Genomic DNA, 21520 nt, shown 5'->3' with positions numbered 1-21520 from the left:
GATGAGCCTCAACGGTCCCGACGCCCTGCGCGCGCTCGACGAGGCCCTGCGCGATGTCCGCCGCGAGGAGGACGAGATCGCCAAGCGCGCCTCGCGCGGCGCCGAACTGCTGCTCAAGCTGCAGGCGCAGGAGGCCGAGCTCTACCGGCTGCTGGGGGCGACGCGGCTCGACGAGGCCGGGCGCGCGGCGCAGGCGCGGCTGATCGCCGAGATCGACAACACGGTGGAGACGGCGATTTCGCGCTACGACGCGGCCTTCGCCGACGCCGAGGCGGCGGCGCAGCATGCCGAGGCGGATCTGGCGCGCGGCAATGCCGAGCGCAGCGCGCTGCAGTCGGAGGCCAGCAAGCGCGACAGCGAGCTCAGCGCGCACGTCGCCATGGCGCGGCCCAAGCTCGGCTCGGACGCCGGCTACGCGGCCAAGCTCGCCGCGGCGCGCGAGCTCGCGGCGATGGCCGAGGCGGCCGTCGCCAAGGCGGCCGAGGCCGCGGCCGACAGCGAGCAGAAGGGGCGCGCCTGGCGCGTCGATCCGCTGTTCATGTATCTGAGCGGCCGGCATTACGGCACGCCGCATTATGCCAGCCGCGGCCTGTTCGCGGGGCTCGACGCGCGGCTGGCGCGCTTCATCGGCTACGACGCGGCAGCGGCCAATTATGCGCTGGTCAAGGAGCTGCCGGTGCTGCTGCGCCGGCATGCCGAGGCGCTGCAGGAGCGGGCCCGCGCCGCGGCGGCCGAGGTGGCGGCGCTCGAGAGCGTCGCCATCGACAGCGCCGGCGGGCGCAGCGCGCGCGAGGCGATCGAGGCGCTCGCCCCCCGCATCGACGCGCTCGACCAGGAGAACGTCGTTCTGCAGGACCGGCGCGACGGCGCCATCGCCGCCCGCGCCGCGCTGGCGCACGGCAACACGCCGGCCTATATCGAGGCGCTCGACGAGCTCGACGCGCTGCTCGACCACCCGGAGCTGCGGCCGCTGCTGGACGCGGCGCGCGCCGCCCCGCGCGACGACGACGCCGGCGTGGTGGGGCAGATCGACGACCTGCTGCAGCGGGTCAAGGACGAGCGGGCCGAGGCCAGGGAATATGCCGAGCAGCTCGGCGTGCTCGCCATCCGCCGGCGCGGCCTCGAGGACATCCAGTACGAAATCCGCCAGCGCGGCTTCGACAATCCGCATTCGCACTTCAGCGAAAGCCGGCTGGTGCACGACTGGCTCAACGAATTTCTGCGCGGCGGCGTGTCGACCGCCGCCTATTGGGACCGCTGGCGGCAGGCGCAGAGCTGGACCGCGCCGCGCTATGGCGGACCGGGCGGCGGCTGGGGCCGGCTGGCCGCCCCCGGCAATGGCGCACGGCTCAGCCGCCCCCGCCCGGGCCGCGACGCCGGCACGCTCACCAGCGCCGCGTGACCGGAGAGGCCGGGGCCGTCCCCCCGCCTATCCCTGGCAGATGGCGAGCTGGGTGCTGCCGGGCTGCTGCAGCACGGCGGCGAGCGGCATCTGGTTCATGAACGGCATCAGCCGGGTCTGGCCCGGGATGGCGCCATAGATCGACACCGTCAGGACGTTCTGGTCGACCTGTCCGGCGCCGCACAGATGCGGCACGACGCCGATCTGGATGCTCGCGGCGGAGATGCCGCGCGCCTGCGCCGCCTGCTGCGCCGCCCGGATGGCCGGCTTGTCGGTCTCGGCGACGTTGTAGAGATAATAGGCGCGCCCCTCGGCCGGCGGCGGCAGGTTGCCGGCCACCTGGTCGGCGTCGGCCGGCACCAGCGACAGGCGCAGATGCTCCTGCGGGCCGCCATTGGCGACGTCGAAGGTGAAGAGCTGGCCGGCGGCGTTGTTGGGCCCGAGCCCGCGCGGCAGGTCGAAGGCGATCAGCAGGCTCGCCACGTCGTCGTGCAACGGGTCGAGCGAGCGCCCGTTGCTGGCGGTGTTGAGGCCCACCGTCGAGCAGGCGGCAAGCAGCACGGTCGCGATGACGGTAACGGCAACGGCAATCAGTCGGCGCATGGGGCCCTCCGGAGGCCGCTCATAATAGATTCCCGAAGGCGCGGGAATTGTGGCTCCCGGCCTTATTTCCCCCGCCGGCTCCTGCGGCCGGGCTGACAGCGGCGGCAGAATCGGCGGACGTAGCCGGCATGGACGACCATCTCAGATATTCCGGCCGCGGCGAGGCCGAGCAGCGCGCCGCGCTCGAGGCGATCATCCGCTCGAGCCCGCTGCTGATGGAGGTGCTCGACGGCATCCGGCAGGACGGCCTGCCCGACCCGCTGCTGGTTGCCGGCGCCATCTACAATCTGGTGTGGAACCGGCTGACCGGGCGGCCGGACCGCACCGGCATCAACGACATCGACGTGGTGTATTTCGACGGCAGCGATCTGAGCTACGAGGCCGAAGACCGGGTGATCCAGCGGCTCGACCGGCGCTTCGCCGGCCTGCCGCTGCCGGTGCAGGTGCGCAACCAGGCGCGCGTGCATCTGTGGTTTCCGCAGAAATTCGGCGTGCCGTTCACGCCGCTCGTTTCGTCGGCCGAAATGCTCGGCCGCTACGCCAGCAAGACGCATGCGGTCGGCGCGCGGCTCGAGGCCGACGGCCGCCTCACTTTGGTCGCGCCGTTCGGGCTCGACGACATCTTCTCGTTCCGCATCGTGCCCAACCCGGTGCTGATGAACAAACCGGCGCACGAAGCCAAGGGCGCCCGCGCCAAAAGCGTCTGGCCCGAGCTGACGGTGGTGCCGTGGGAGGATGATGGCTCCCGCTAATTGGTCCTGGCCGGAGCCCCGGCACCGCCCTCGCAGTCGGGCTCACCTCGCCCCTCAGGGGAGAGGTCGCGCGCTTGGCGAGCAAAGCGAGCCTAGCAAGCGGGTGAGGGGTGCGATCGATCAGTTCGAGTGATGTGGCAGCAACGCGCAAGGTTCACCCCCGCACCCCTCACCCAGCTCCGCTAGGCCTGTCGGCCAAGCTGCGCTACCCTCTCCCCTGAGGGGCGAGGGGACCGACTGAGACTGCGATAGGATGCTGCTCTATTGCGCACGCCTCCGCCTGGTTGCCGGGCGTCCCTACCCGAACACGCTCGCCCCGCGGTCGGCCGCACCGACCATGGCGCGGAAGCCGGCGAACAGCTCGCGGCCCATGCCGTAATGCTCGTGCCGCTGGTCCTCGGTGGCCGGGGTGCGCGACAAGAATTCCTTCTCGTCGCCGATAAAGACCAGCGTGCCGGCATCGGCGTCGAGCCGCAGCAGGTCGCCGTCGCGCACCTTCGAGATGGGGCCGCCATCGACCGCCTCGGGCGTCACGTGGATCGCCGCCGGCACCTTGCCGGAGGCGCCCGACATGCGGCCGTCGGTGACCAGCGCCACCTTGAAGCCGCGGCCCTGCAGCACGCCGAGCGCCGGGGTCAGATTGTGCAGCTCCGGCATGCCGATGGCCTTGGGGCCGGCAAAGCGCACCACGGCGATCATGTCGCCGTTGAGCTCGCCCGCCTTGAACGCGGCCTGCAGCCCGTGCTGGCTGTGGAACACGCGGGCCGGCGCCTCGATGACCCGGTGCTCGGGCTTGACGGCGCTGACCTTGATCACCGCCTTGCCCAGGTTGCCGGTCAGCAGCTTCAGCCCGCCATTCTTCGAGAACGCCGCCCTGACCGGCACCAGAATCTTGTCGTTGCCGGATGTTTCCGGCGACGGCGTGAAGCTCAGCTTGTCCGCGATCAGCCTGGCCTCGACGGTGTAGCCGGAAAGGCCGCCGCCCCAGACGGTCTTCACGTCCTCGTGCAGATGGCCGCTGTCGAGCAGCTCGCGGATCAGGAATCCCATTCCACCGGCGGCGTGGAAATGGTTCACGTCGGCGACGCCATTGGGATAGACGCGGGCGAGCAGCGGCACCACTTCGCTCAGATCGGCCATATCCTGCCACGTCACCTTGAGGCCGGCGGCGGCGGCGATGGCGATCAGGTGCAGCGTGTGGTTGGTCGAGCCGCCCGTCGCATGCAGGCCGACGAGGCCATTGACGATGGTCTTTTCGCTGATCACGTGGCCGACGGGGGTGTAGTCGTTGCCCTCGGCGGTGAGCGACAGCGCGCGCCTGGCCGCCTCGCGCGTCAGCGCCTCGCGCAGCGGCGTGCCGGGGTTGACGAAGCTCGCCCCCGGCAAATGCAGGCCCATGATCTCCATCAGCATCTGGTTGGAGTTGGCGGTGCCGTAGAAGGTGCAGGTGCCGGGCGAATGGTAGGATTTGGCCTCGGCCTCCAGCAGCTCGGCGCGGCCGACCTTGCCTTCGGAATAGAGCTGGCGGATGCGGGTCTTCTCGTCGTTGGGCATGCCCGAGGGCATCGGCCCCGCCGGCACGAACACCGCCGGCAGATGCCCGAAGCTCAGCGCCCCGATCAGCAGGCCCGGCACGATCTTGTCGCAGATGCCCAGGAACACCGCGGCGTCGAACATGTTGTGGCTGAGCGCGATGGCGGTCGCCATGGCGATCACGTCGCGCGAGAACAGGCTCAGATCCATGCCCGGCTGGCCCTGGGTGACGCCGTCGCACATGGCCGGCACGCCGCCCGCCACCTGCGCCGTGGCGCCGATCGCGCGCGCCGCGTCCTTGATCAGCGCCGGATAGGTCTCGTAGGGCTGATGTGCGCTCAGCATGTCGTTGTAGGAGGTGACGATGCCGAGGTTCAGCGCGCGGTTGCCGGCGAGCTTGGCCTTGTCGGCGGGGGCGCAGGCGGCAAAGCCGTGCGCGAGGTTGCCGCAGCTCAGCACCGAGCGGTAGACGCCGGCCTGCCGCGCCGCATCGAGCCGGTCGAGATAGTCGCGGCGCGTGTCGGCGCTGCGTGCCGCGATCCGGTCGGTCACGTCCTGAACTGCCTTGAGGACAGACATTGGGGGCTCCCTTAGAGCGTGTTCAGCAAAAGTGGCGCCACTCTTGCGGTTCGAACGCGCGACCACGCTGGTTCATGGGCACCAGTAGATGGTCAGCGGTGTTTGGGTCTCGCGCAGGATAGCACGCACCGGCATGTCCTCTACGGGACCTTCTGCCTCAGCCTGCCCGAGCGTTGCGAGCTTCCCCTCCCCTTCGATATGCAGATAGAGCGCGCGGGCCGCCAGCAATTGCCTGAGCGTCAGCGTCACCCGCGGCTCGCCGGCGCCCGGCGCGCGGATGGCGACCACCGGCCCCGCCGCGGTCAGCGCCGCGTCGAGCGTGTCGCCGCCCGGAAAGAACGAGGCGGTGTGGCCGTCATTGCCCATGCCGAGGATGGCGGCATCGAGCGGGCGCGGCACGACGGCCTGCGCCGCACTCGCCTTTTCGGCATCGGGCGCGTCGCCGCCCTGGTAGAGCGGCACGAAGCGCGCCGCGGCCGCCCGGCCCTGCAGCAGATGCTGGCGCACCAGCCGGGCATTGGAGCGGTCCGACGTCTCGTCGACCCAGCGCTCGTCGACCAGGGTGACCGTCACCTTGTCCCAGGCCACCTCGCCGCGCCGCGCCAGCGCCTCGAAGAAATGCACCGGCGTGGTGCCGCCCGAGACGGCGAGCGAGGCGGCGCCGCGGGCCGCGATGCCGGCCGCGAGGTTGGCCGCCACCGCCTCGGCGAGGGCGTCGGCGAGCTGCTGCCTGTCGCTGAAGGTCCGGCGGGCCGGCCTCAATTATCGTCCTCGTGCCAGGTGCGGCCGTCGCGCTCGATCAGCGCCACCGCCCCCGACGGGCCCCAGGTGCCGGCGGCATAGGCCTGCGGCGCGTCGCTCGAGGCATCCCAGGCGTTGCGGATCGGGTCGATCCAGCGCCAGGCCGCTTCGAGCTCGTCGCGGCGCATGAACAGCGTCTGCTGGCCGCGGATGACGTCGAGCAGCAGCCGCTCATAGGCCTCGGGCGTGCGCTCGTGGAAGGTGGCGGCAAAGCTCAGATCGAGCGGCGCCTCGCGCAGGCGCATGCCGCCCGGGCCCGGATCCTTGATCATCAGGAACATCTTCACGCCCTCGTCGGGCTGGATGTTGATGATCAGCCGGTTGGGGCGCGGCGCGCCTTCGGCATGGTCGAACATCGAGTGCGGGATGTCGCGGAACTGGATGACGATCTCCGAGGCGCGGGTGGCGAGGCGCTTGCCGGTGCGGAAGTAGAACGGCACTCCGGCCCAGCGCCAGTTCCCGATCTCGGCCTTGAGGGCGACGAAGGTCTCGGTCTTGGAGCCCTTCTTGTCCTCGGGCAGTTCGTCCTGGTAGCTCGGCACGCTCTGGCCGTCGATCGAGCCGGCGCGATACTGGCCGCGCACCGTCACCTTGCCGACGTCGGCGGCGGTGATCGGCTGCAGCGAGCGCAGCACCTTGAGCTTTTCGTCGCGCAGCGCGTTGGCGCCGTCCGAAGCCGGCGGCTCCATGGCGACGAGGCAGAGCAGCTGCGCCATGTGGTTCTGCACCATGTCGCGCAGCGCCCCGCTCTCGTCGTAATAGCCGCGGGTGCCGGCGCCGACGGTCTCGGCCACGCTGATCTGCACGTGGTCGATATGGGTCGAGTTCCACACCGGCTCGAACAGGATGTTGGCAAAGCGCAGCGCCAACAGGTTCTGCACCGTCTCTTTGCCGAGATAGTGGTCGATGCGATAGACCTGATCTTCCTCGAAGATGCGGCTCACCTCATCGTTGATGGCGATCGAGGAGGCGAGGTCGTGCCCGAGCGGCTTTTCGATGACGACGCGGGCGTCGCGGCGGTAATAGCCCTTCTTCTTGATGTACTCGCAGGTCGGCCCGAACAGGTCCGGCGCGATGGCGAGGTAGAAGGCGCGCACCACCTTGGGGTCGTCGCGCAGCTTGCCGCCCAGATCGCCCCATTTGGCCTCGTCGGTCACGTCGTTGACGACGTAGGAGAAGGTCGACACGAAGCGGTCGATGACCTTCTCGTCCTGGTATTCCTTCTCGACGAACTGGGCGATGTCGTCGCGCGCCGCCTTCTGGAAATCGGCGTCCGTCCATTTGGTGCGCGACACGCCGATGATGCGGCTGTGCTCGTCGAACTGGCCGTCGTAGAAGCGGTGGTAGAGCGCGGGGATGAGCTTGCGCTTGGTGAGATCGCCGGTCGCGCCGAAGACCACATAGTCAAAGGGCTGGACGGGAATGATGCGGCTGGACACGCTCTTGGTTCTCCGTTCGATGTAGTTCATGCGGCGAAATTCTGCTTTGCGAGGATGACGGCGCCCGAGAGGTTGTCCCCGAGCGGTTTGACGATGAAGCTGCCATAGCGGTCGACGAGCATGGGGTACAGCCGCTCGCCGACGCCGCCGGTGGCGGCCATGCGGGTGGCGCCGCGCGCCTTGAACCAGCGCACATAATTGTCGACGTAGGTCATTTCGAGGGCGATCAGCTCCCGGGCCACCGGGTCGCCGCGGTCGTAATAGTCGAAGATCAGCCGGCTGAAGCTGCCATAGGCCTGCGGCGCGCGGCCGACGGTGACCGGCAGCTCGCTGCCGTCCTTGTCCTTGAACTCCACGGGCGTCACCGGCTTGGGGAACGACCAGTCCATGATGGCGTCGTTGCTGCCGCCGAGCTCGGCCAGCACCGCGTCGGTCAGCGGCGAGCCGCCGACCAGCCCGTCGCTGGCCTCGATGGTGCGGCGCACCAGCTCGCGCCCGAGGATGGCGCCCGACATCTGGTCGCCGACGTGAAAGCCCCAGCCGCCGCATTGGTGGCGCCGGCCGCCGACGATGGCGAGGGCGGCCGAGCCGGTGCCGGCGATCATCACCGCGCCCTCCTCGCCGCCGAGCGCGCCGGCATGGGCGGCGTCGATGTCGTCATAGGCGCGCACCGCGGCGAACGGCCAGGGCCGGTTCTGGAAATCCTCGCGGTCGCCCACCGAGCGGCCGCCGGCCATGCAGAAGCAGGCATAAGTCCGGGCATAGGCGGCGTCGGGCAGGCCGGCGGCGGCGAAGGCGGCGCGGGCGCCGTCGAGAATCGAGCGATAGGCCGGCTCGCCGTTCTGGATCTGCAGGTTGGAGGGGCCGCCGCGGCCTTCTCCCAGCGTCACCAAATGCTCGTCGGCGAGGCGGATGCGGCAATTGGTGCCTCCCCCGTCAACGCCAAGATAATATCTGGTCACCTGCGGATGCCCTCGGAAATGCGACTGCGCCGGGCGCCGGCGCGGGCGGACCATAATGCCAATGCCGCGGCGGCGAAAGTGGTTTGCGCAATCGATTTCAGCGGGCCGCGGCCCTTGTGGCGCCAGGGCCATGCGACCAATCTCCCGGCGCCCGCGTTAGGGCCGAGTCGGAGGAACGACATGGACGGACATGTTCTGGTTCTGGGCGGGGCGCGGTCGGGCAAGACCGGATTTGCCGAGCGGCTGGCGATGCGCTCGGGCGAACGCCCGCTGTACCTGGCCACCGCCCAGGCGCTTGACGCCGAAATGGTGGAGCGGGTGCGGCTGCACCAGCAGCAGCGGCACAAGCGCTTCTCGACGCTGGAGGAGCCGATCGCGCTGGCCACCGCCCTCAAGGCCGCGGCCAAGACGCATGACGTGATCCTGGTCGATTGCCTGACGCTGTGGATCAGCAACCTGCTGGGCGCCAACCGCAACGTGGCGCAGGCGGTGGACGAGCTGATCGCCACGCTGCGCCAGGCCAGTTCGGCGCGGGTGATCCTGGTGTCGAACGAGGTGGGGCTCGGCATCGTGCCCGACAACGCCATGGCCCGCACCTTCCGCGACCTCGCCGGCGCGGCGCACCAGCGCCTCGCCGAGATCTGCGCCGAGGTGCATTTCGTCGTCGCCGGCCTGCCGATGACCCTCAAGGGCCCCCGCCTCACCGAAAGCACCACCGAGCTGCCGCGGCCGGAATAGGCCGGCGGGACCGGGCACGCCGCCCCGGTCCGGCGGGTCCGGTGATTGCTGCCCCCGCCCCCGTCCCCTCCCCGCAAGGGGGAGGGGAGCCCGACTGAAACGCCGTCGCATCGGCTCCATCGCCCCCCTCCCCCTTGCGGGGAGGGGCTGGGGGTGGGGGCCACGAGCACCGGATCCTGCGTCAGCTCCACGCCCGATATTGCGGGGCCACCAACCCCGATTCCGCCATGCCGTGAACCCTCTAGCGGTCGATGCGCGCCAGATGTTCGGGCGCGTAGCGCTCGCCGCGAATCTCCACCGCCGACACCGCCTCGTCCAGCGCCGCGAGATCGGTGGCGCTCAGCGTCACCGCCGCGGCGGCCTTCGTCGGCTATCACCTCTATTCTCCGAGCCGGCTCCAGGCCTCGCCGGCGTTCTCGGCGGTGCTGGAGGCGCTGCGGCTGTGACGCATCGGGCGAGCGGGGCCGGCAACCCGGCGGATTTCGCTTGAGCCGCCCCTTGCGTCATAGCGTAGGACGCTGCCGAGGAGCCGCCATGGACGATCGCGCCAAGACCGAAACCTGGCTGACCGCTGCCGATTGCGCGCGACGCATCGGGCTCAGCGTGCGGGCGTTACGCCTGTACGAGCAGCATGGACTGATCGTGCCACGGCGGACGGGCAAGACCTGGCGGCTTTATGGGCCGGACGAGATCGCCCGGCTCAACGAGGTGCTGGCCCTCAAATCGCTCGGCTTCAGCCTCGCGCGCATCGCGGAACTGCTGAAGGGGCATCCGACCGATCTCGGCCGTCTGCTCGACATGCAGCGCGACACGCTGAACGAAACGCGGCAGCGCGCCGAGCGCGGACTCGCCACCATCGACGCCGTGCAGGCCAAAATGGCCGCCGGGGTCGCCATATCAATCGACGATCTCACCATGCTGGCAAGGGAGAGCACGATGGCTGACGCCTCGACCGACACGATCCCCTGGCGGCGGTACGAACAGAACCGGCCCCGCACCGAAGTACCGATCGATACCACCATCTATGCGGACTACGCCGGGGCGTACGAGCTCGGCGGCGACGGCACCTATTATTTCGTGACGACGCGGGACGGACGGCTGTTCACCCGTGTCATCGGGCAGGCCGACCTCGAGATTTTCCCCGAAAGCGAGACGGGCTTCTTCATGAAGGTGCTGCCGGTGCAAGTAACCTTCATCCGCGATGCCGACGGGCGGGTGAATTCGCTCGTCCATCATCAGGGCGGTGTCGAGATCAGGGCCGTGCGCGTCGACGCTGCCGTGGCGCAACGGGCCGAAGCGGAGCTCGAACGGCGCAAGCGGGAGAAGATTCCGCAAGCCGGAAGCGAGGCGACGCTGCGTCGGGTGATTGCCGAGAGCCTGCGGGGTGAACCCGACTACGGCCGGATGAGTCCCGTCCTCGCCGAGCTGGCCCGCGCGCAGAAGGATCTGGTGGCGCAGGAGCTCAAATCGGCCGGCCCGCTGACCGGCTTGAGCTTCAGGGGCGTCGGCCAGTCGGGCGTCGATGTCTTCAACGCGACATTCGAGAATGCCGGGATGGAATGGGGACTCATGGTTGGCCGGGACGGCAGGATCACGACACTGTATTTCCGACGCCTGCCCTGAGCGGGGCGACCCCGGCAACCGGGGAACGAGTTCAGCCCCAGCGACATGTCGCGGGCGAGCTTGGCCAGTTGCGCGCGGCTGTGCACGCCGACCTTGTCGAACAGGCGCAGGGTGTGGGTCTTGACGGTGCTGGGGGCGATGCCGAGCGTGGAGGCGATGTCGGCCGCCCGCAAGCCGCGGACGATCAGCTCGAACACCCGCGCCTCGGCGGGCCGCAACTGGTAGAGCAGCTGCAACGCCTCCATCGGCAGATTGAGCTCGCGGCTGGGCTGGGCCACGAACATCGCCGCCACGGCGGCAAAGCTGCGCGTCGCCTGGTGCCGGCCGAGCGGCAGCACATGCACCACCGCTTCGCCGCCGTCGCTGAGGCGTGCCGGGATGCCGCTGCCCCGCTGCAGGCCGGCGCTGCCGCGGGCGGCGGCCGCTACGGCGGCGGCGAGCTGGCCGCGCACCAGCTCCCGCGGCAGGTCCAGGCGGCCGGCGGTGCGCACCAGGGGATCGCCGGCGGCGAACATCGCCTCGGCCCGCTCGTTGGCGTAGATGACACGCAATTGTTCGTCGACGAGGACGACGCCCGAGCCGAGCGCGGCGAGGGTGGCCTCGAACGATGCCGCCGCCTGCTGGCGGCCGTCGAGCAGGCCGCTGATGATGGCGGCGCGGCGCAGATGCGGCGCCAGCACGCGCAGGCCTTCGATCTGGGCATTGCTGACGGGCGGCGCCGAGTCATGCACCGCGAAGGCGATGTTGGCCAGCAGCGCGGGTTGAATTCGAGCACGAGGGCGAGCTGGTCGACCAGCCCCTGCGGCCGCGACCAGTTCTCGTAGAACGGCCGGCCGACCAGATCGGCCAGCCGGTTGTAGTGCGAAAACAGCATCGGCTCTTCCTGCACCAGGGTCTCGATCCGCTTGAGGCCGCCCCATTGCTCCAGCGCGTCGTTGCCGTAGAGGTGGGCGGTCTCCGAAAAGGGATGCGGCACATTGCTTTGCGCGCCGACGAGCACCCTGCCGCTGGGGATGGAGACCACCGTCAGCGTGCAGAGCTGAAATCCGAGATGCCGGCGGATCCCGTCGATCGCGTCGTTCCAGCGCGCCGGCTCGATGACGGCATCATAGATGCCGGCGATGAGATCGAGTTCGGCCTGGGTCCTGATGTCCATCGACACCCCCCGTCACTGCTGTGCGCTGGCCCCGACGCCATCGCACTACGCCGGACTCCGATGGTCAAAGCAAGTGGATCGCTCCGCGGCCGGGGCTAGAGAAAGCGCCACAGCAGCAGGGCCAGGGCGATGGCGAGGCCGAGCAGCAGGTTCATCGCGGCCCAGTACAGCACCAGCGCCGACAGGATATCGGAGGCGGTGAGGTCGGAGCGGCCGTCGCCGAAGCGCGGCAGGTCGTGTATCTCGCCCTCATAGCTGCGCGGACCGCCCAGCGCGACGCCGAGGGCGCCGGCGAAGGCCGCCTCGGGCCAGCCGGCATTGGGCGAGGCGTGCTTTTTCGCGTCGCGCAGCGCCGTCGACCACGCCGCCTCGGGATCGGTGCGGCGCACCAGGAAGGCGGCGCCGGCGACCAGCAGCGCGGTGAGGCGCGCCGGAATCCAGTTGAGCACATCGTCGAAGCGGGCGCTGGCCCAGCCGAAATCGCGGTAGCGCTCGGATTTGTGGCCGACCATGGAATCGGCGGTGTTGGCGGCCTTGTAGAGCACGATGCCGGGCAGGCCGCCGACGAACAGCCAGAACAGCGGCGCGACGATGCCGTCGGAGGTGGATTCGGCGAGGCTTTCGACCGCCGCCCTGGCGACGCCGGACTCGTCGAGCACGTGCGGGTCGCGGCCGACGATGTGGGCGACGGCGTAGCGGCCGGAGTCGAGCGAGACGGCGAGGCCGTCGGCGACCGCCTTGACGGCGCGGCCCAGTTCCTTCTGGGCGATGAGGGTGGAGGCGAGGACGGCTTCGATCACCCAGCCGAAGGGAAGGCTGCGGGTGACCATGGCGATCACCAGCGAGAATGCCACGGTGATGCCGAGCAGCAGCAGCAGCATGACGACGCCCCTGGCGCGGCGGTTGGGGCCGGCGTTGAGGCGCGGCTCGAGCCAGTTGATCAGCGCGCCCATCCAGGTGACGGGGTGGCCGATCAGCCGGAACAGCGCCGGCGGATAGCCGACGAGCCGTTCGAGCAGCAGAGCCAGCGGCGCCAGCAGCCAGGCCATTCAGACGCTCCCGGCGAGGGTCAGGATCTGGTCGAGGTCGAGGTGGCGTTCGAGGTGGTCGGCAAGCGCCTCCAGCGCCGCCTCGACGCCGGCCTCGTAATCGAGGTGCGGATCGGCGATGCCATGCAAGAACGCATGGCGAAATTGATCTGATGCGAAAATCCCATGCATATATGTTCCGGCGACTCGCCCACTGACGGCACCCTCAGGATGGCCGTCGACTGTGGCGAAGGGATGGGCCGTGTCGGGTCCGGTGGTCACCCCCAGATGCATGTGGTAGCCGTGGATGGGGGCGCCGAAGGCGTGCGCGTTACCCGCGATAACCTGCAACAGTTTCACGGGCGCGAGCGTGGATACGACGTCCAGCAGGCCGAGCCCGGCGCTGCGTCCGGGCGCGCCTTCGAGCCCGTCCGGGTCGGCGATCTCGCGGCCCAGCATCTGGTAGCCGCCGCAGATTCCCAGCACCGCTTTCCCCGCCCGGTGATGCGCCAGGATGTCGATGTCCCAGCCCTCCCGGCGGAGCGCCGCAAGGTCGGCGCGGGTGGCCTTGCTGCCCGGGAGCAGGACCAGATCCGCGTTCTGCGGCAAGGGGTTGCCCGGCTCGATCACGAGCACCGAGACGTTGGGCTCGGCGCGCAGCGGGTCGAGATCGTCGAAATTGGCGATGCGCGGCAGGCGCGGCACGGCGACGACATACGGCCCGGATATCCCCGGCGGTTTGGCGTCGAGCGCCAGCGAATCCTCGGCCGGCAATCGCGCCGCCGCGGGCAGATACGGCACCGGCCCGAGGCAGGGGACAGCCGTGCGCGCCGCAATCTCCACGAGTCCATGGTGAAACAGCGCCGGATCGCCGCGAAATCGGTTGACCAGGGTCGCCCGGATCAGCGCCCGGTCGGCCGGGTCGACCACCGCGAACGTCCCCACCAAAGCCGCGATCACCCCGCCCCGATCGATGTCGCCGATCACCACCACAGGCGCTCGAATCGCCTGCGCAAAGCCGAAATTGGCGATGTCGCCGGCGCGCAGATTGATCTCCGACGCACTGCCGGCGCCCTCGACTAGAACGAGATCCGCATCGGCCGCGAGCTCGCGGAATGCCGCGGTCACCTCCGGCAGCAGCGCGCCACGGCGGGCCCAGTAATCGCGCGCCGGGAACGAGCCAACCCTTTGGCCGCGCACGATCAATTGCGCGCCGGAAGCGTGCTCCGGCTTGAGTAGAACGGGGTTCATAGCAGTGAGCGGCTCGCGCCGGGCGGCGCGCGCCTGCAGCGCCTGGGCGCGCCCGATCTCGCCGCCATCGGCGGTAACCGCGGCGTTGTTGGACATGTTCTGCGGCTTGAACGGGGCGACGCGCAGGCCGCGGCGGGCATAGGCGCGGCAGAGGCCGGCGACGATCAGCGATTTGCCGACATCGCTCCCGGTGCCCATGAACATCAGCGCCTTGGTCATGGCATCGCTATGCCACGCCGATCACGTGCGCATAAGACCCCATCACGCGCCCGGCCACCGCGCCCATCGGCGGCATCGGCGTGCCGACCGCGTCGGTCGCCGCAAACAGCGGATCGGCGCCGCTGCTGCCGGAGGAGTAGTGGAACTCATGTCCCATCAACTCGCGCGGCCAGGGAAGCTGACCGGCATGGGTAAGGCGGCGGTAGCCGAGCGCGCGCTTCGGCCGGCTGATGTCGGTGCGGATCGGCAGCAGGCCGGCCATGCGGTGCGTGACGCCCGCAGCATCGGTCAGGCTTTCGCCGAGCACCATGTAGCCGCCGCACTCGCCGTAGATCAGGGCGCCGCGGTCGCGGGCAGCGGCGAGGCTGTCGTGGAAGCGGGCGGCGTTGGCGAGGGTCGATCCGTGCAATTCCGGATAGCCGCCTGGCAGGAAAATGGCATCACTATCCGCACTTGCAGACTCGTCGGCGAGGGGGCTGAAGAAGGAGAGGGTGGCGCCGGCGGTGTGCCAGCTTTGGATAAGATGCTGATAAATAAAGGCAAACGCGTCGTCTCTGGCGATGGCAATGTGCTGGCCGAGGGGCGGTAGAATGGCGGCTGGTGCCTCGGATGGGCGCAGCGGCCCGGAGAGGGCAAGCAGGCGGTTGAGGTCGAGATAAACCTCGACGACGTCGGCAGCACCATCGATTGTGGCGGCGAAGGCGGCGACCTCGGCGGGGAGCACAAGACCGAGGTGACGGGCGGGCAGATGCAGCGTGTCGCGCCGCGGCAGGGCACCAAGGACAGGGATGCCGAGCGGCACCAAGGCATCACGCAACAGGCGCTCGTGGCGGGTGGTGGAGACTCGGTTGAGGATCACGCCGGCCACCCGCAAGTCCTTGCGGAAGCTCGAAAATCCGTGGACTAGAGCGGCGACCGAGTGCGACTGGCTGGTAGCATCCGCCACGAGGATGACGGGCAGATCGAGGGCGGCGGCGAGGTCGGCGGTGGAGCCACGGCCGTCGGCGGCGGCGTCGAACAGGCCCATGACGCCCTCGACCAGCACGAGGTCGGCGCCCAAATCGGCCGCCTGATGATATGCCAGGTCATTGCTGGTTGCGTTCGGCATTGCCCAGGGGTCGAGGTTGATCGCGGGGACACCGGCGACGTGCGACAGGATGGCGGCGTCGATATAGTCGGGTCCGGTCTTGGCAGGAGCGACGACGAGGCCGCGACGGCGGAGGGCCGCGATAAGGCCGAGCGTGACCAGCGTCTTGCCCGAGCCCGAGCGCGGCGCGGCGATGACGAGGCCGTTAGCCGAGCGCATTGGACCGAAGCTCCGGCGTGTACCAGTCGAGCACCTCGCGATAGCGACCGACCGGGCCGAGAACGACGAGCGCGGGGGTCTCGAGCCCGGTGAGGGACGCGGCCTGCCGCAGCGTCGACTCGACAACAGTCTGGGCCGGGGTGGCGGCGTGGCTGACCACCGCGAGGCGGTCGGCGGGATCGCGGCCGGCGGCGAGCAGGCGCGCCGCGATGGCGCCCAGATGCTTGACCGCCATGAACATGACGATGACCGGCGCGGCGGTGGCGATGGCGGCCCAGTCGACCGATTGCGGCAGCTCGCCGGTCTCGTCGTGGCCGGTGAGGAAGATCACGGCGTGGTTGGTGTCGCGATGGGTGACCGGAATGCCGGCATAAGCGAGACCGCCGAGCCCGGAGGAAATGCCGGGAACGATGCGGAACGGCACGCCGGCGCGGGCGAGCGCCGCCGCCTCCTCGCCGCCACGGCCGAACATGAAGGGGTCGCCGCCCTTGAGGCGAAGCACGCGCTTGCCGGCTTGCGCCAACTCGATGAGCCTGAGCGAGATGTCGGCCTGCCTGGGCGACGGCTTGCCGCCACGCTTGCCGGCATAGAGCCGTTCGGCCGCCGGATTGGCGAGGGCGAGGAGGCCGTCGCCCACCAGCGCGTCGTACACCACGATGTCGGCCTGCTGCAACGCGTGGTAGCCGAGCAGCGAGACGAGGCCGGGAGCGCCCGGACCAGCCCCGACCAGCCAGACGCTGCCGGGCGCGAAGTGCGGCCAATCGAGGCCGTCGAGGGCGGCAAAGCTCATGCTATAGAGCCTCCATGAATGAGAGCGCCGACCATGTTCCTGACGACCGCCCGCTCAGGCGCGGCTGGACCACCGGCGCCTGCGCCACGGCGGCGACGCGCTCGGCACTGAGCGCGCTGCTCGGCCACGGCTTCGAGGACCCGGTGACGATCACCCTCCCCGGCGGACAGACGCCGAGCTTCGCCCTGGCGCATGAAGCGCTGGGCGAGGACTGGGCGGAAGCGGGCATCATCAAGGACGCGGGCGACGATCCAGACGTGACGCACGGGGCACTGGTGATCGCACGGGTGGCGGCAGGCAGCAGCGGCAGTGGAGTGACGTTCCATGCCGGCGCGGGCGTGGGCATAGTGACCAAGCCGGGGCTGCCGATCCCGCCGCGCGAGCCCGCGATCAACCCGGTGCCGCGACGGATGATGCGCGCCGTGGCCGAGGCGCTGGCGCCCGGCCGCGACATTGCCATCACGCTGTCGATCCCCGAAGGGGCGCGGTTGGCCGAGAAGACCTGGAACCCGCGGCTCGGCATCGTCGGCGGGCTCAGCATCCTGGGGACCACCGGCATCGTGGTGCCCTATTCGTGCGCGGCGTGGATCGCCTCGATCCAGCGCGGCGTGGACGTGGCGCGGGCGCTGGGGCTGACGCATGTCGTCGGCTCGACCGGCGACGCCAGCGAGAAAGCGGCGATGGGACGGCTCGGCCTGCCGATCGAGGCTTATCTCGACATGGGCGATTTCGTCGGCGGCCTGCTCAAATATGTGAAGCGGCATCCGGTGGCGCGGGTGACCATCGTTGGGGGCTTCGCCAAGCTCAGCAAGCTGGCGCAGGGCGCGATGGATCTGCATTCGGGGCGAAGCCAGGTGGACATGGCGGCGCTGGCCGCGCTGCTGCCCGCCGATCTGGCGGCGCGCGCGCAGGGCGCCAACACCGCCAGCGAGGTGCTGGGACTGGGCGGGCCGGCGCTGGCCGACGCCGTGGCGCGGCTGGCGCGCGAGCGGGCGCAGGCCATGGTAGGCACGGCGGTGCGAATCGACGTGCTGGTGGTGGACCGCAACGGGCAGATCGTGGGCGAGAGCGGCTGAATGAAGATCCTGATCCTGGGCGGCACCGGGGAGGCACGTGAGCTGGCGGCGCGACTGGTGGCGCTGGGCCACGAGGTGACCACGTCGCTCGCCGGGCGGACGACGAGCCCGTTGCTGCCGGATGGCGAACTGCGCGTCGGCAAGTTCGGCGGCGTTCCTGGGCTGGTGGGGTATCTCAGGGCGATGCGCTTCGACCGGCTGGTGGATGCGACCCACCCCTATGCCGGGCTGATTTCGATCAACGCCGTGGCCGCGGCGGAGCAGACCGGCATCCCACTGGTGCGCTGCATGCGGCCGGAATGGGTGGAGCCGGAAGGCGCCGCGTGGCGGCACGTGCGCGACCTGGCGCAGGCTGCCGACGCCTTGCCGGCGCTCGCCACGGTGCTGGTGACGACCGGCCATCAAGAGCTGGAGACGCTGCTGCAGCGCGACGATTGCCGCTTCGTGGTGCGCCTGATCGAGCCGCCGGCCCTCCCCCTGCCGCGGCACGCGCGGCTGCTGCTGGCGCGACCGCCCTACACGCTGGAGCAGGAACTGCGGCTGTTCCGCGACGAGGCGATCACGCATCTCGTCAGCAAGAATTCGGGCGGTGCACAGACCTCGGCCAAGTTGGAGGCGGCACGATCGAGCGGGGTCGAGGTGATCATGCTGGACCGGCCGGAGTATGGACCGGCTGTAGAGGTGGACAGCGTGGAGGCGGCGGTGCGGGCGGTGGCGGGATAGGGAGACTGCGCCTCCCCTGAGCCTGGGTATCGCGCCCCCCGCCCCCGTCCCCTCCCCGCAAGGGGGAGGGGGGGCCGACTGAGGGAGCGGCGCGTGTGGCGTCTGCGGCCTTGTGGGGAGGGCGCGGTTCCTGGGCTCCCCTCCCCCTTGCGGGGAGGGGTCGGGGGTGGGGGCAGCAGGCACGGTGGCTGGGATCGCCCCCTCCGCCCCGCTAGGCGCGGTCACCCTCCCCCGCGGCCAAGACATTGCCGGGCTCATTCCGCCGCCCTCGACTTCTTCTTGCCGGCGTTACGGAGCACGTGGACGAAATCGGGGGCGTAGAGGCGGCTGTCGCGGAATTTGACGTCGCCGAAGACGCGGCCGACGAAAACGAGCGCGGTGCGGGTGATCTTTTCCTCGCGCACACGGGCCCTCATGCCGGCGAGCGTGGTGACGATGATCTCTTCGTCGGGCCAGGTGGCGCGATAGACGATGATGGCGGGACAGTCGGCGCCGTAGTGCGGGGTGAGAGCCTGCTCGACATAGCCGAGGTTGCGGATGCTGAGGTGGATGGCGAGGGTGGCGCCGGACTGGCCGAGGATTTCGAGGCTTTCGCGCACCGGCATCGGCGAGGCCTTGCCGGCGGTGCGGGTGAGAATGATGGTCTGGCTGATCTCGGGCAGCGTCAGCTCGGTGGCGAGGCGCGCCGCGGCGCCGGCGAAGGCGGGCACGCCGGGCACGATCTCATAGGGGATGCCGAGCGCATCGAGGCGGCGCATCTGCTCGGCGACGGCGCCGTAGATCGAGGGATCGCCGGAATGCACGCGGGCGACATCGTGTCCGGCGGCGTGAGCGGCCTCGATCTCGGCGAGGATGGCGTCGAGGTGCATCGGCGCGGTGTCGAGCACGCGGGCCCCGACCGGCGCGGCGGCGACGATTTCAGCGGGAACCAGCGAGCCGGCATAGAGACAGACGGGGCAGCGCTCGATGAGGCGCTGGCCGCGCAGCGTGATGAGGTCGGCCGCGCCGGGGCCGGCGCCGATGAAATAAACGGTCATGGGCGGGGGCCTTTCCGGTCACACCGCATGCGGCACCGCTTTCTTCTCGTAGCCGCGCGGGGTGTAGGCCATGGTGCGGCCGTCGCCACGGGTGAAGGCGCGCGAGGTGCTGGCGCCGACAAGGACGATGGTAAGCATGTCGACGCTCGCCGGATCGAAGGCTGCAAGCGTCGTAACCACCACCTGCTCGTCGGGACGGCCGAGGCTGCGGGCGACGACGACCGGCGTGGCGGGCGGCCGGTGCGCAAGAAACAGCGCCCGCGCTTCCTCGATCAGCGCGGTGCGGCGCCCGGAGCGGGGATTGTAGAGCGCCGTTACGAAATCGGCTTCGGCGGCGCCGTGCAGGCGCCGGCGGATGGCATCGATGGGGGTCAGCAGATCGCTGAGCGAGATGCAGCAGAAATCGTGGCCGATGAGGGCGCCGGCGGCGGCGCTGGCGGCCTGTACGGCGGAAATGCCGGGATGCAGCTCCACCGCGACGCGGCGAGCGGCGTCGGTCAGGCGGCGCGCGCCGACAGCCTCGAGCAGCTCGAACACCAGCGAGGCCATGGCGTAGATCTGCGCGTCGCCCGAGCAGATGAGGGCGACGGCCCTGCCCTTGCCGGCGAGCTCGAGGGCGTGCCGCACGCGCGCCTCCTCGTCGCCGAGCGGAAAGCGGTGCCGCTCCTGCCCGCTGTGCAGATCGGCGACGAGGTCGAGGTAGAGGCCGTAGCCGACCCAGTCGCCAGCGGCATCGAGCGCGGCGACGGCGGAGGCGGTGCGGCTCGGCCGGTCGCCGGGGCCGACGCCGACGACGTGGAGCACGCCCGGGGCGTGGCCGAAGCGCAGCGGATCGAGCGGCGCCTGGGCGCGACCGATGGCGCAGGTGGCGCGCTTCGACTTGCGCTTTTCCACCAGCAGCATGCCGGCCTTGAGCGCGGCGGCCTCGGCGACGCCCGGGGTGCCGGTCTCGGCCTCGACGATCTCGGACGGGTTGCGCAGGCGGTAGCGTTCCTGGCCGAGCTCGGCGGCGGTGAAGATGCGCAGCGGCACGCCGAAATGCCTGGCGGCAGCGTGGAATGCCGCTTCGTCGGACTTGATGTCGAGGGTCGCGAGGGCGGCGAGCGCTTCGGGTGCAAGGTTGGCAGAGGCAAGCGTCTCGTCGATCAGCGCGATCATTTCGGCGGCGGCGACGCCGCGTTCGGCGCCGATGCCGGCAACAAGGGTGCGCGGATGATAGAGCAGCTCGCGCTCGCGACGCTCGCGCCGTTCGCTGACCCGTACCCGGATCTGGCCGGAGAAGGACAGCGGATAACCGGCCTCGGCAAGCCATGGCGCGTGGCCATCGAGCGCAATCCTGCCGCCGACCAGCAGCGCCAGCATCGCCGGCTTGGCGGCGGCCGGGTCGGCGAGGACCCAGCCTTCGGGCGGATCGTCGAGACCGCGGGTGAATTTGCTGTCGGAGGCGGTGGTGAGGGCGGCGGTGGTGCCGAGCGCTTCGGCGATCTCGCGGGCGAGCCGGTTGGCGCCGTGGTGGCCGCCGAGCAGCGGTACGACATGCGCGCCGTCCTGCGACAAAGCGAGCACGGGAGGCTCGGTGGTCTTGTCACTGAGATGCGGGGCGAGCAGGCGGATGAGGATGCCGGCGGCGCAGATGCCGACGATCGGGCGGCCGTCGGCGAACAGACGCGGCAGCAGGATGCGGGCGTTCTCGCCATTGTAGCCGCAGTGAAAGATATCGCCGCCAATGAGGGGGGCGAGACGCTGCGCAAGCTCGGCGCCGGAGGCGGCGAAGGTGACGATGGCCGGCTTCATCCCCAGGCCTCGTCGCCGCGGTAGCACAGGATGGTGGAGAAATACGGCCGCTCGCCATAGGCGAAGTTCTGGAGCGGCGTGATGCGCTGGCGGAGCGTGGTGGCGTGCTCGACGACGATGGCGTTTTCGGCATGGCCGGTTTCGCGCAAGAGGCCGCGGACGCGATCGAAATGCCGGCCGATCTTGATGATGGCGGCAGCGGGCGTGGCGAGCAGCTCGGCGCGGAGCGTTTCGTCGGGCAGCGGCGCCGGCAGCACCTTGAGGATCTCGTTGCGGGCGGCGAGCGGGCGGGCGATGGCGGCCGCCGCAGCGGTGAGCGAAGTGATGCCGGGCACGATCTCGACGCGGGCCGCGCCGCCGAGGCGCGACAGCAGATACATCGCCGAGCCGTAGAACAGCGGATCGCCCTCGCACAGCCAGGCGACGTTGCGGTCGTGCGCGAGGTGGCCGAGGATCAGCGACGCGGCGCCGTCATAGGCGGCTTGCGCCGGGCCGCGTTCGATGGCCATGGGGATGGTCACCGGCAGCAGGATGGCATCGGGCTCGATGTAGTCGGCGGCGATCTCGCGGGCAAAGGCGGAGTCCTCGCCGGTGGCGGGATAGGCCACCACATGCGCGGTGCGCAGGACGCGGACGGCGCGGATGGTCAGCAGGTCCGGATCGCCGGGGCCGACGCCGATGAGGTGCAGCGTGCCGCTCATTGTGGCC

Annotated in this window: 18 protein-coding genes and 1 pseudogene; 6 read left to right on the top strand and 13 right to left on the bottom strand. The window is 70.3% G+C overall.

What is annotated here, in order from left to right:
• Position 1 precedes the first annotated feature (1 nt).
• Positions 2-1402, top strand: coding sequence for a hypothetical protein (locus tag BGO82_RS20510; RefSeq protein WP_291307480.1), 1401 nt, complete (start codon positions 2-4; stop codon positions 1400-1402).
• 27 nt (positions 1403-1429) lie between these two features.
• Here the strand turns inward: BGO82_RS20510 and BGO82_RS20505 are convergent, their stop codons facing one another.
• Positions 1430-2005 (bottom strand): hypothetical protein, encoded by a 576-nt coding sequence (locus BGO82_RS20505; RefSeq protein ID WP_291307479.1) that lies wholly within the window; start codon positions 2003-2005, stop codon positions 1430-1432.
• 128 nt (positions 2006-2133) lie between these two features.
• On the opposite strand from BGO82_RS20505, the gene BGO82_RS20500 reads away from it, so the two are divergent.
• The gene (locus BGO82_RS20500; RefSeq protein WP_291307478.1) at positions 2134-2757 is read left to right on the top strand and encodes a nucleotidyltransferase family protein; all 624 of its coding nucleotides are present in this window, start codon (positions 2134-2136) and stop codon (positions 2755-2757) included.
• Between the two features lie 297 nt (positions 2758-3054).
• Here the strand turns inward: BGO82_RS20500 and edd are convergent, their stop codons facing one another.
• From edd to BGO82_RS20480, 4 genes are all read right to left on the bottom strand, one after another.
• The gene (gene edd / locus BGO82_RS20495; RefSeq protein ID WP_291307477.1) at positions 3055-4869 is read right to left on the bottom strand and encodes a phosphogluconate dehydratase; all 1815 of its coding nucleotides are present in this window, start codon (positions 4867-4869) and stop codon (positions 3055-3057) included.
• A 72-nt stretch (positions 4870-4941) separates the two neighbouring features.
• Positions 4942-5631 (bottom strand): 6-phosphogluconolactonase, encoded by a 690-nt coding sequence (pgl, locus tag BGO82_RS20490; RefSeq protein WP_291307476.1) that lies wholly within the window; start codon positions 5629-5631, stop codon positions 4942-4944.
• Positions 5628-7109, bottom strand: coding sequence for a glucose-6-phosphate dehydrogenase (gene zwf / locus BGO82_RS20485; protein ID WP_291307475.1), 1482 nt, complete (start codon positions 7107-7109; stop codon positions 5628-5630). The genes pgl and zwf overlap by 4 nt, the downstream gene beginning before the upstream one ends.
• A gap of 26 nt (positions 7110-7135) precedes the next feature.
• On the bottom strand, positions 7136-8071 hold the full coding sequence (locus tag BGO82_RS20480) for a BadF/BadG/BcrA/BcrD ATPase family protein (protein WP_291307474.1): 936 nt from the start codon (positions 8069-8071) through the stop codon (positions 7136-7138).
• A gap of 180 nt (positions 8072-8251) precedes the next feature.
• On the opposite strand from BGO82_RS20480, the gene cobU reads away from it, so the two are divergent.
• A complete protein-coding gene (cobU, locus tag BGO82_RS20475) occupies positions 8252-8809 on the top strand; it encodes a bifunctional adenosylcobinamide kinase/adenosylcobinamide-phosphate guanylyltransferase (RefSeq protein ID WP_291307473.1) in 558 nt (185 codons plus the stop codon).
• A gap of 534 nt (positions 8810-9343) precedes the next feature.
• Complete coding sequence (locus BGO82_RS20470) at positions 9344-10432, top strand: MerR family transcriptional regulator (protein WP_291307472.1); 1089 nt, start codon at positions 9344-9346, stop codon at positions 10430-10432.
• Positions 10433-10497: 65 nt separating this feature from the next.
• Here the strand turns inward: BGO82_RS20470 and BGO82_RS21105 are convergent.
• From BGO82_RS21105 to cobA, 5 genes and pseudogenes are all read right to left on the bottom strand, one after another.
• Positions 10498-11352, bottom strand: a pseudogene (locus BGO82_RS21105) (LuxR C-terminal-related transcriptional regulator); the annotation flags it as partial.
• A gap of 331 nt (positions 11353-11683) precedes the next feature.
• A complete protein-coding gene (gene cbiB, locus BGO82_RS20460) occupies positions 11684-12637 on the bottom strand; it encodes an adenosylcobinamide-phosphate synthase CbiB (RefSeq protein WP_291307471.1) in 954 nt (317 codons plus the stop codon).
• Positions 12638-14086, bottom strand: coding sequence for a cobyric acid synthase (locus BGO82_RS20455; protein WP_291307470.1), 1449 nt, complete (start codon positions 14084-14086; stop codon positions 12638-12640). It lies immediately after the preceding gene.
• Between the two features lie 7 nt (positions 14087-14093).
• The gene (locus BGO82_RS20450) at positions 14094-15392 is read right to left on the bottom strand and encodes a cobyrinate a,c-diamide synthase (RefSeq protein WP_291307469.1); all 1299 of its coding nucleotides are present in this window, start codon (positions 15390-15392) and stop codon (positions 14094-14096) included.
• Complete coding sequence (cobA, locus tag BGO82_RS20445) at positions 15379-16182, bottom strand: uroporphyrinogen-III C-methyltransferase (protein ID WP_291307468.1); 804 nt, start codon at positions 16180-16182, stop codon at positions 15379-15381. The genes BGO82_RS20450 and cobA overlap by 14 nt, the downstream gene beginning before the upstream one ends.
• Before the next feature lie 14 nt (positions 16183-16196).
• Here cobA and BGO82_RS20440 point away from each other — a divergent pair, with 14 nt between their 5' ends.
• A complete protein-coding gene (locus BGO82_RS20440) occupies positions 16197-17258 on the top strand; it encodes a cobalt-precorrin-5B (C(1))-methyltransferase (protein ID WP_291307467.1) in 1062 nt (353 codons plus the stop codon).
• Complete coding sequence (locus tag BGO82_RS20435; RefSeq protein WP_291307466.1) at positions 17259-17981, top strand: cobalt-precorrin-6A reductase; 723 nt, start codon at positions 17259-17261, stop codon at positions 17979-17981.
• Between the two features lie 254 nt (positions 17982-18235).
• Here BGO82_RS20435 and cobM read toward each other — a convergent pair whose 3' ends face one another.
• Genes cobM through cobI form a run of 3 tightly spaced genes read right to left on the bottom strand, consistent with a single transcriptional unit; the run spans position 18236 to position 21513 of the window.
• Positions 18236-19018 carry a precorrin-4 C(11)-methyltransferase gene (gene cobM, locus BGO82_RS20430; RefSeq protein ID WP_291307465.1) on the bottom strand — a complete coding sequence of 261 codons (783 nt, stop codon included), beginning with the start codon at positions 19016-19018 and terminating at the stop codon, positions 18236-18238.
• A gap of 18 nt (positions 19019-19036) precedes the next feature.
• Positions 19037-20812: a precorrin-3B C(17)-methyltransferase gene (gene cobJ / locus BGO82_RS20425; protein ID WP_291307464.1), complete on the bottom strand. Its 1776-nt coding sequence runs from the start codon at positions 20810-20812 to the stop codon at positions 19037-19039.
• Entirely contained in the window at positions 20809-21513 is a 705-nt protein-coding gene (gene cobI / locus BGO82_RS20420; protein ID WP_291307463.1) for a precorrin-2 C(20)-methyltransferase, read from the bottom strand. The genes cobJ and cobI overlap by 4 nt, the downstream gene beginning before the upstream one ends.
• Positions 21514-21520 lie beyond the last annotated feature (7 nt).

It is taken from the genome of Devosia sp. 67-54 (assembly GCF_001899075.1).
In the GTDB taxonomy this organism is placed as follows: Bacteria; Pseudomonadota; Alphaproteobacteria; order Rhizobiales; family Devosiaceae; genus Devosia_A.
This window is presented reverse-complemented; position numbering and strand designations above follow the sequence as displayed.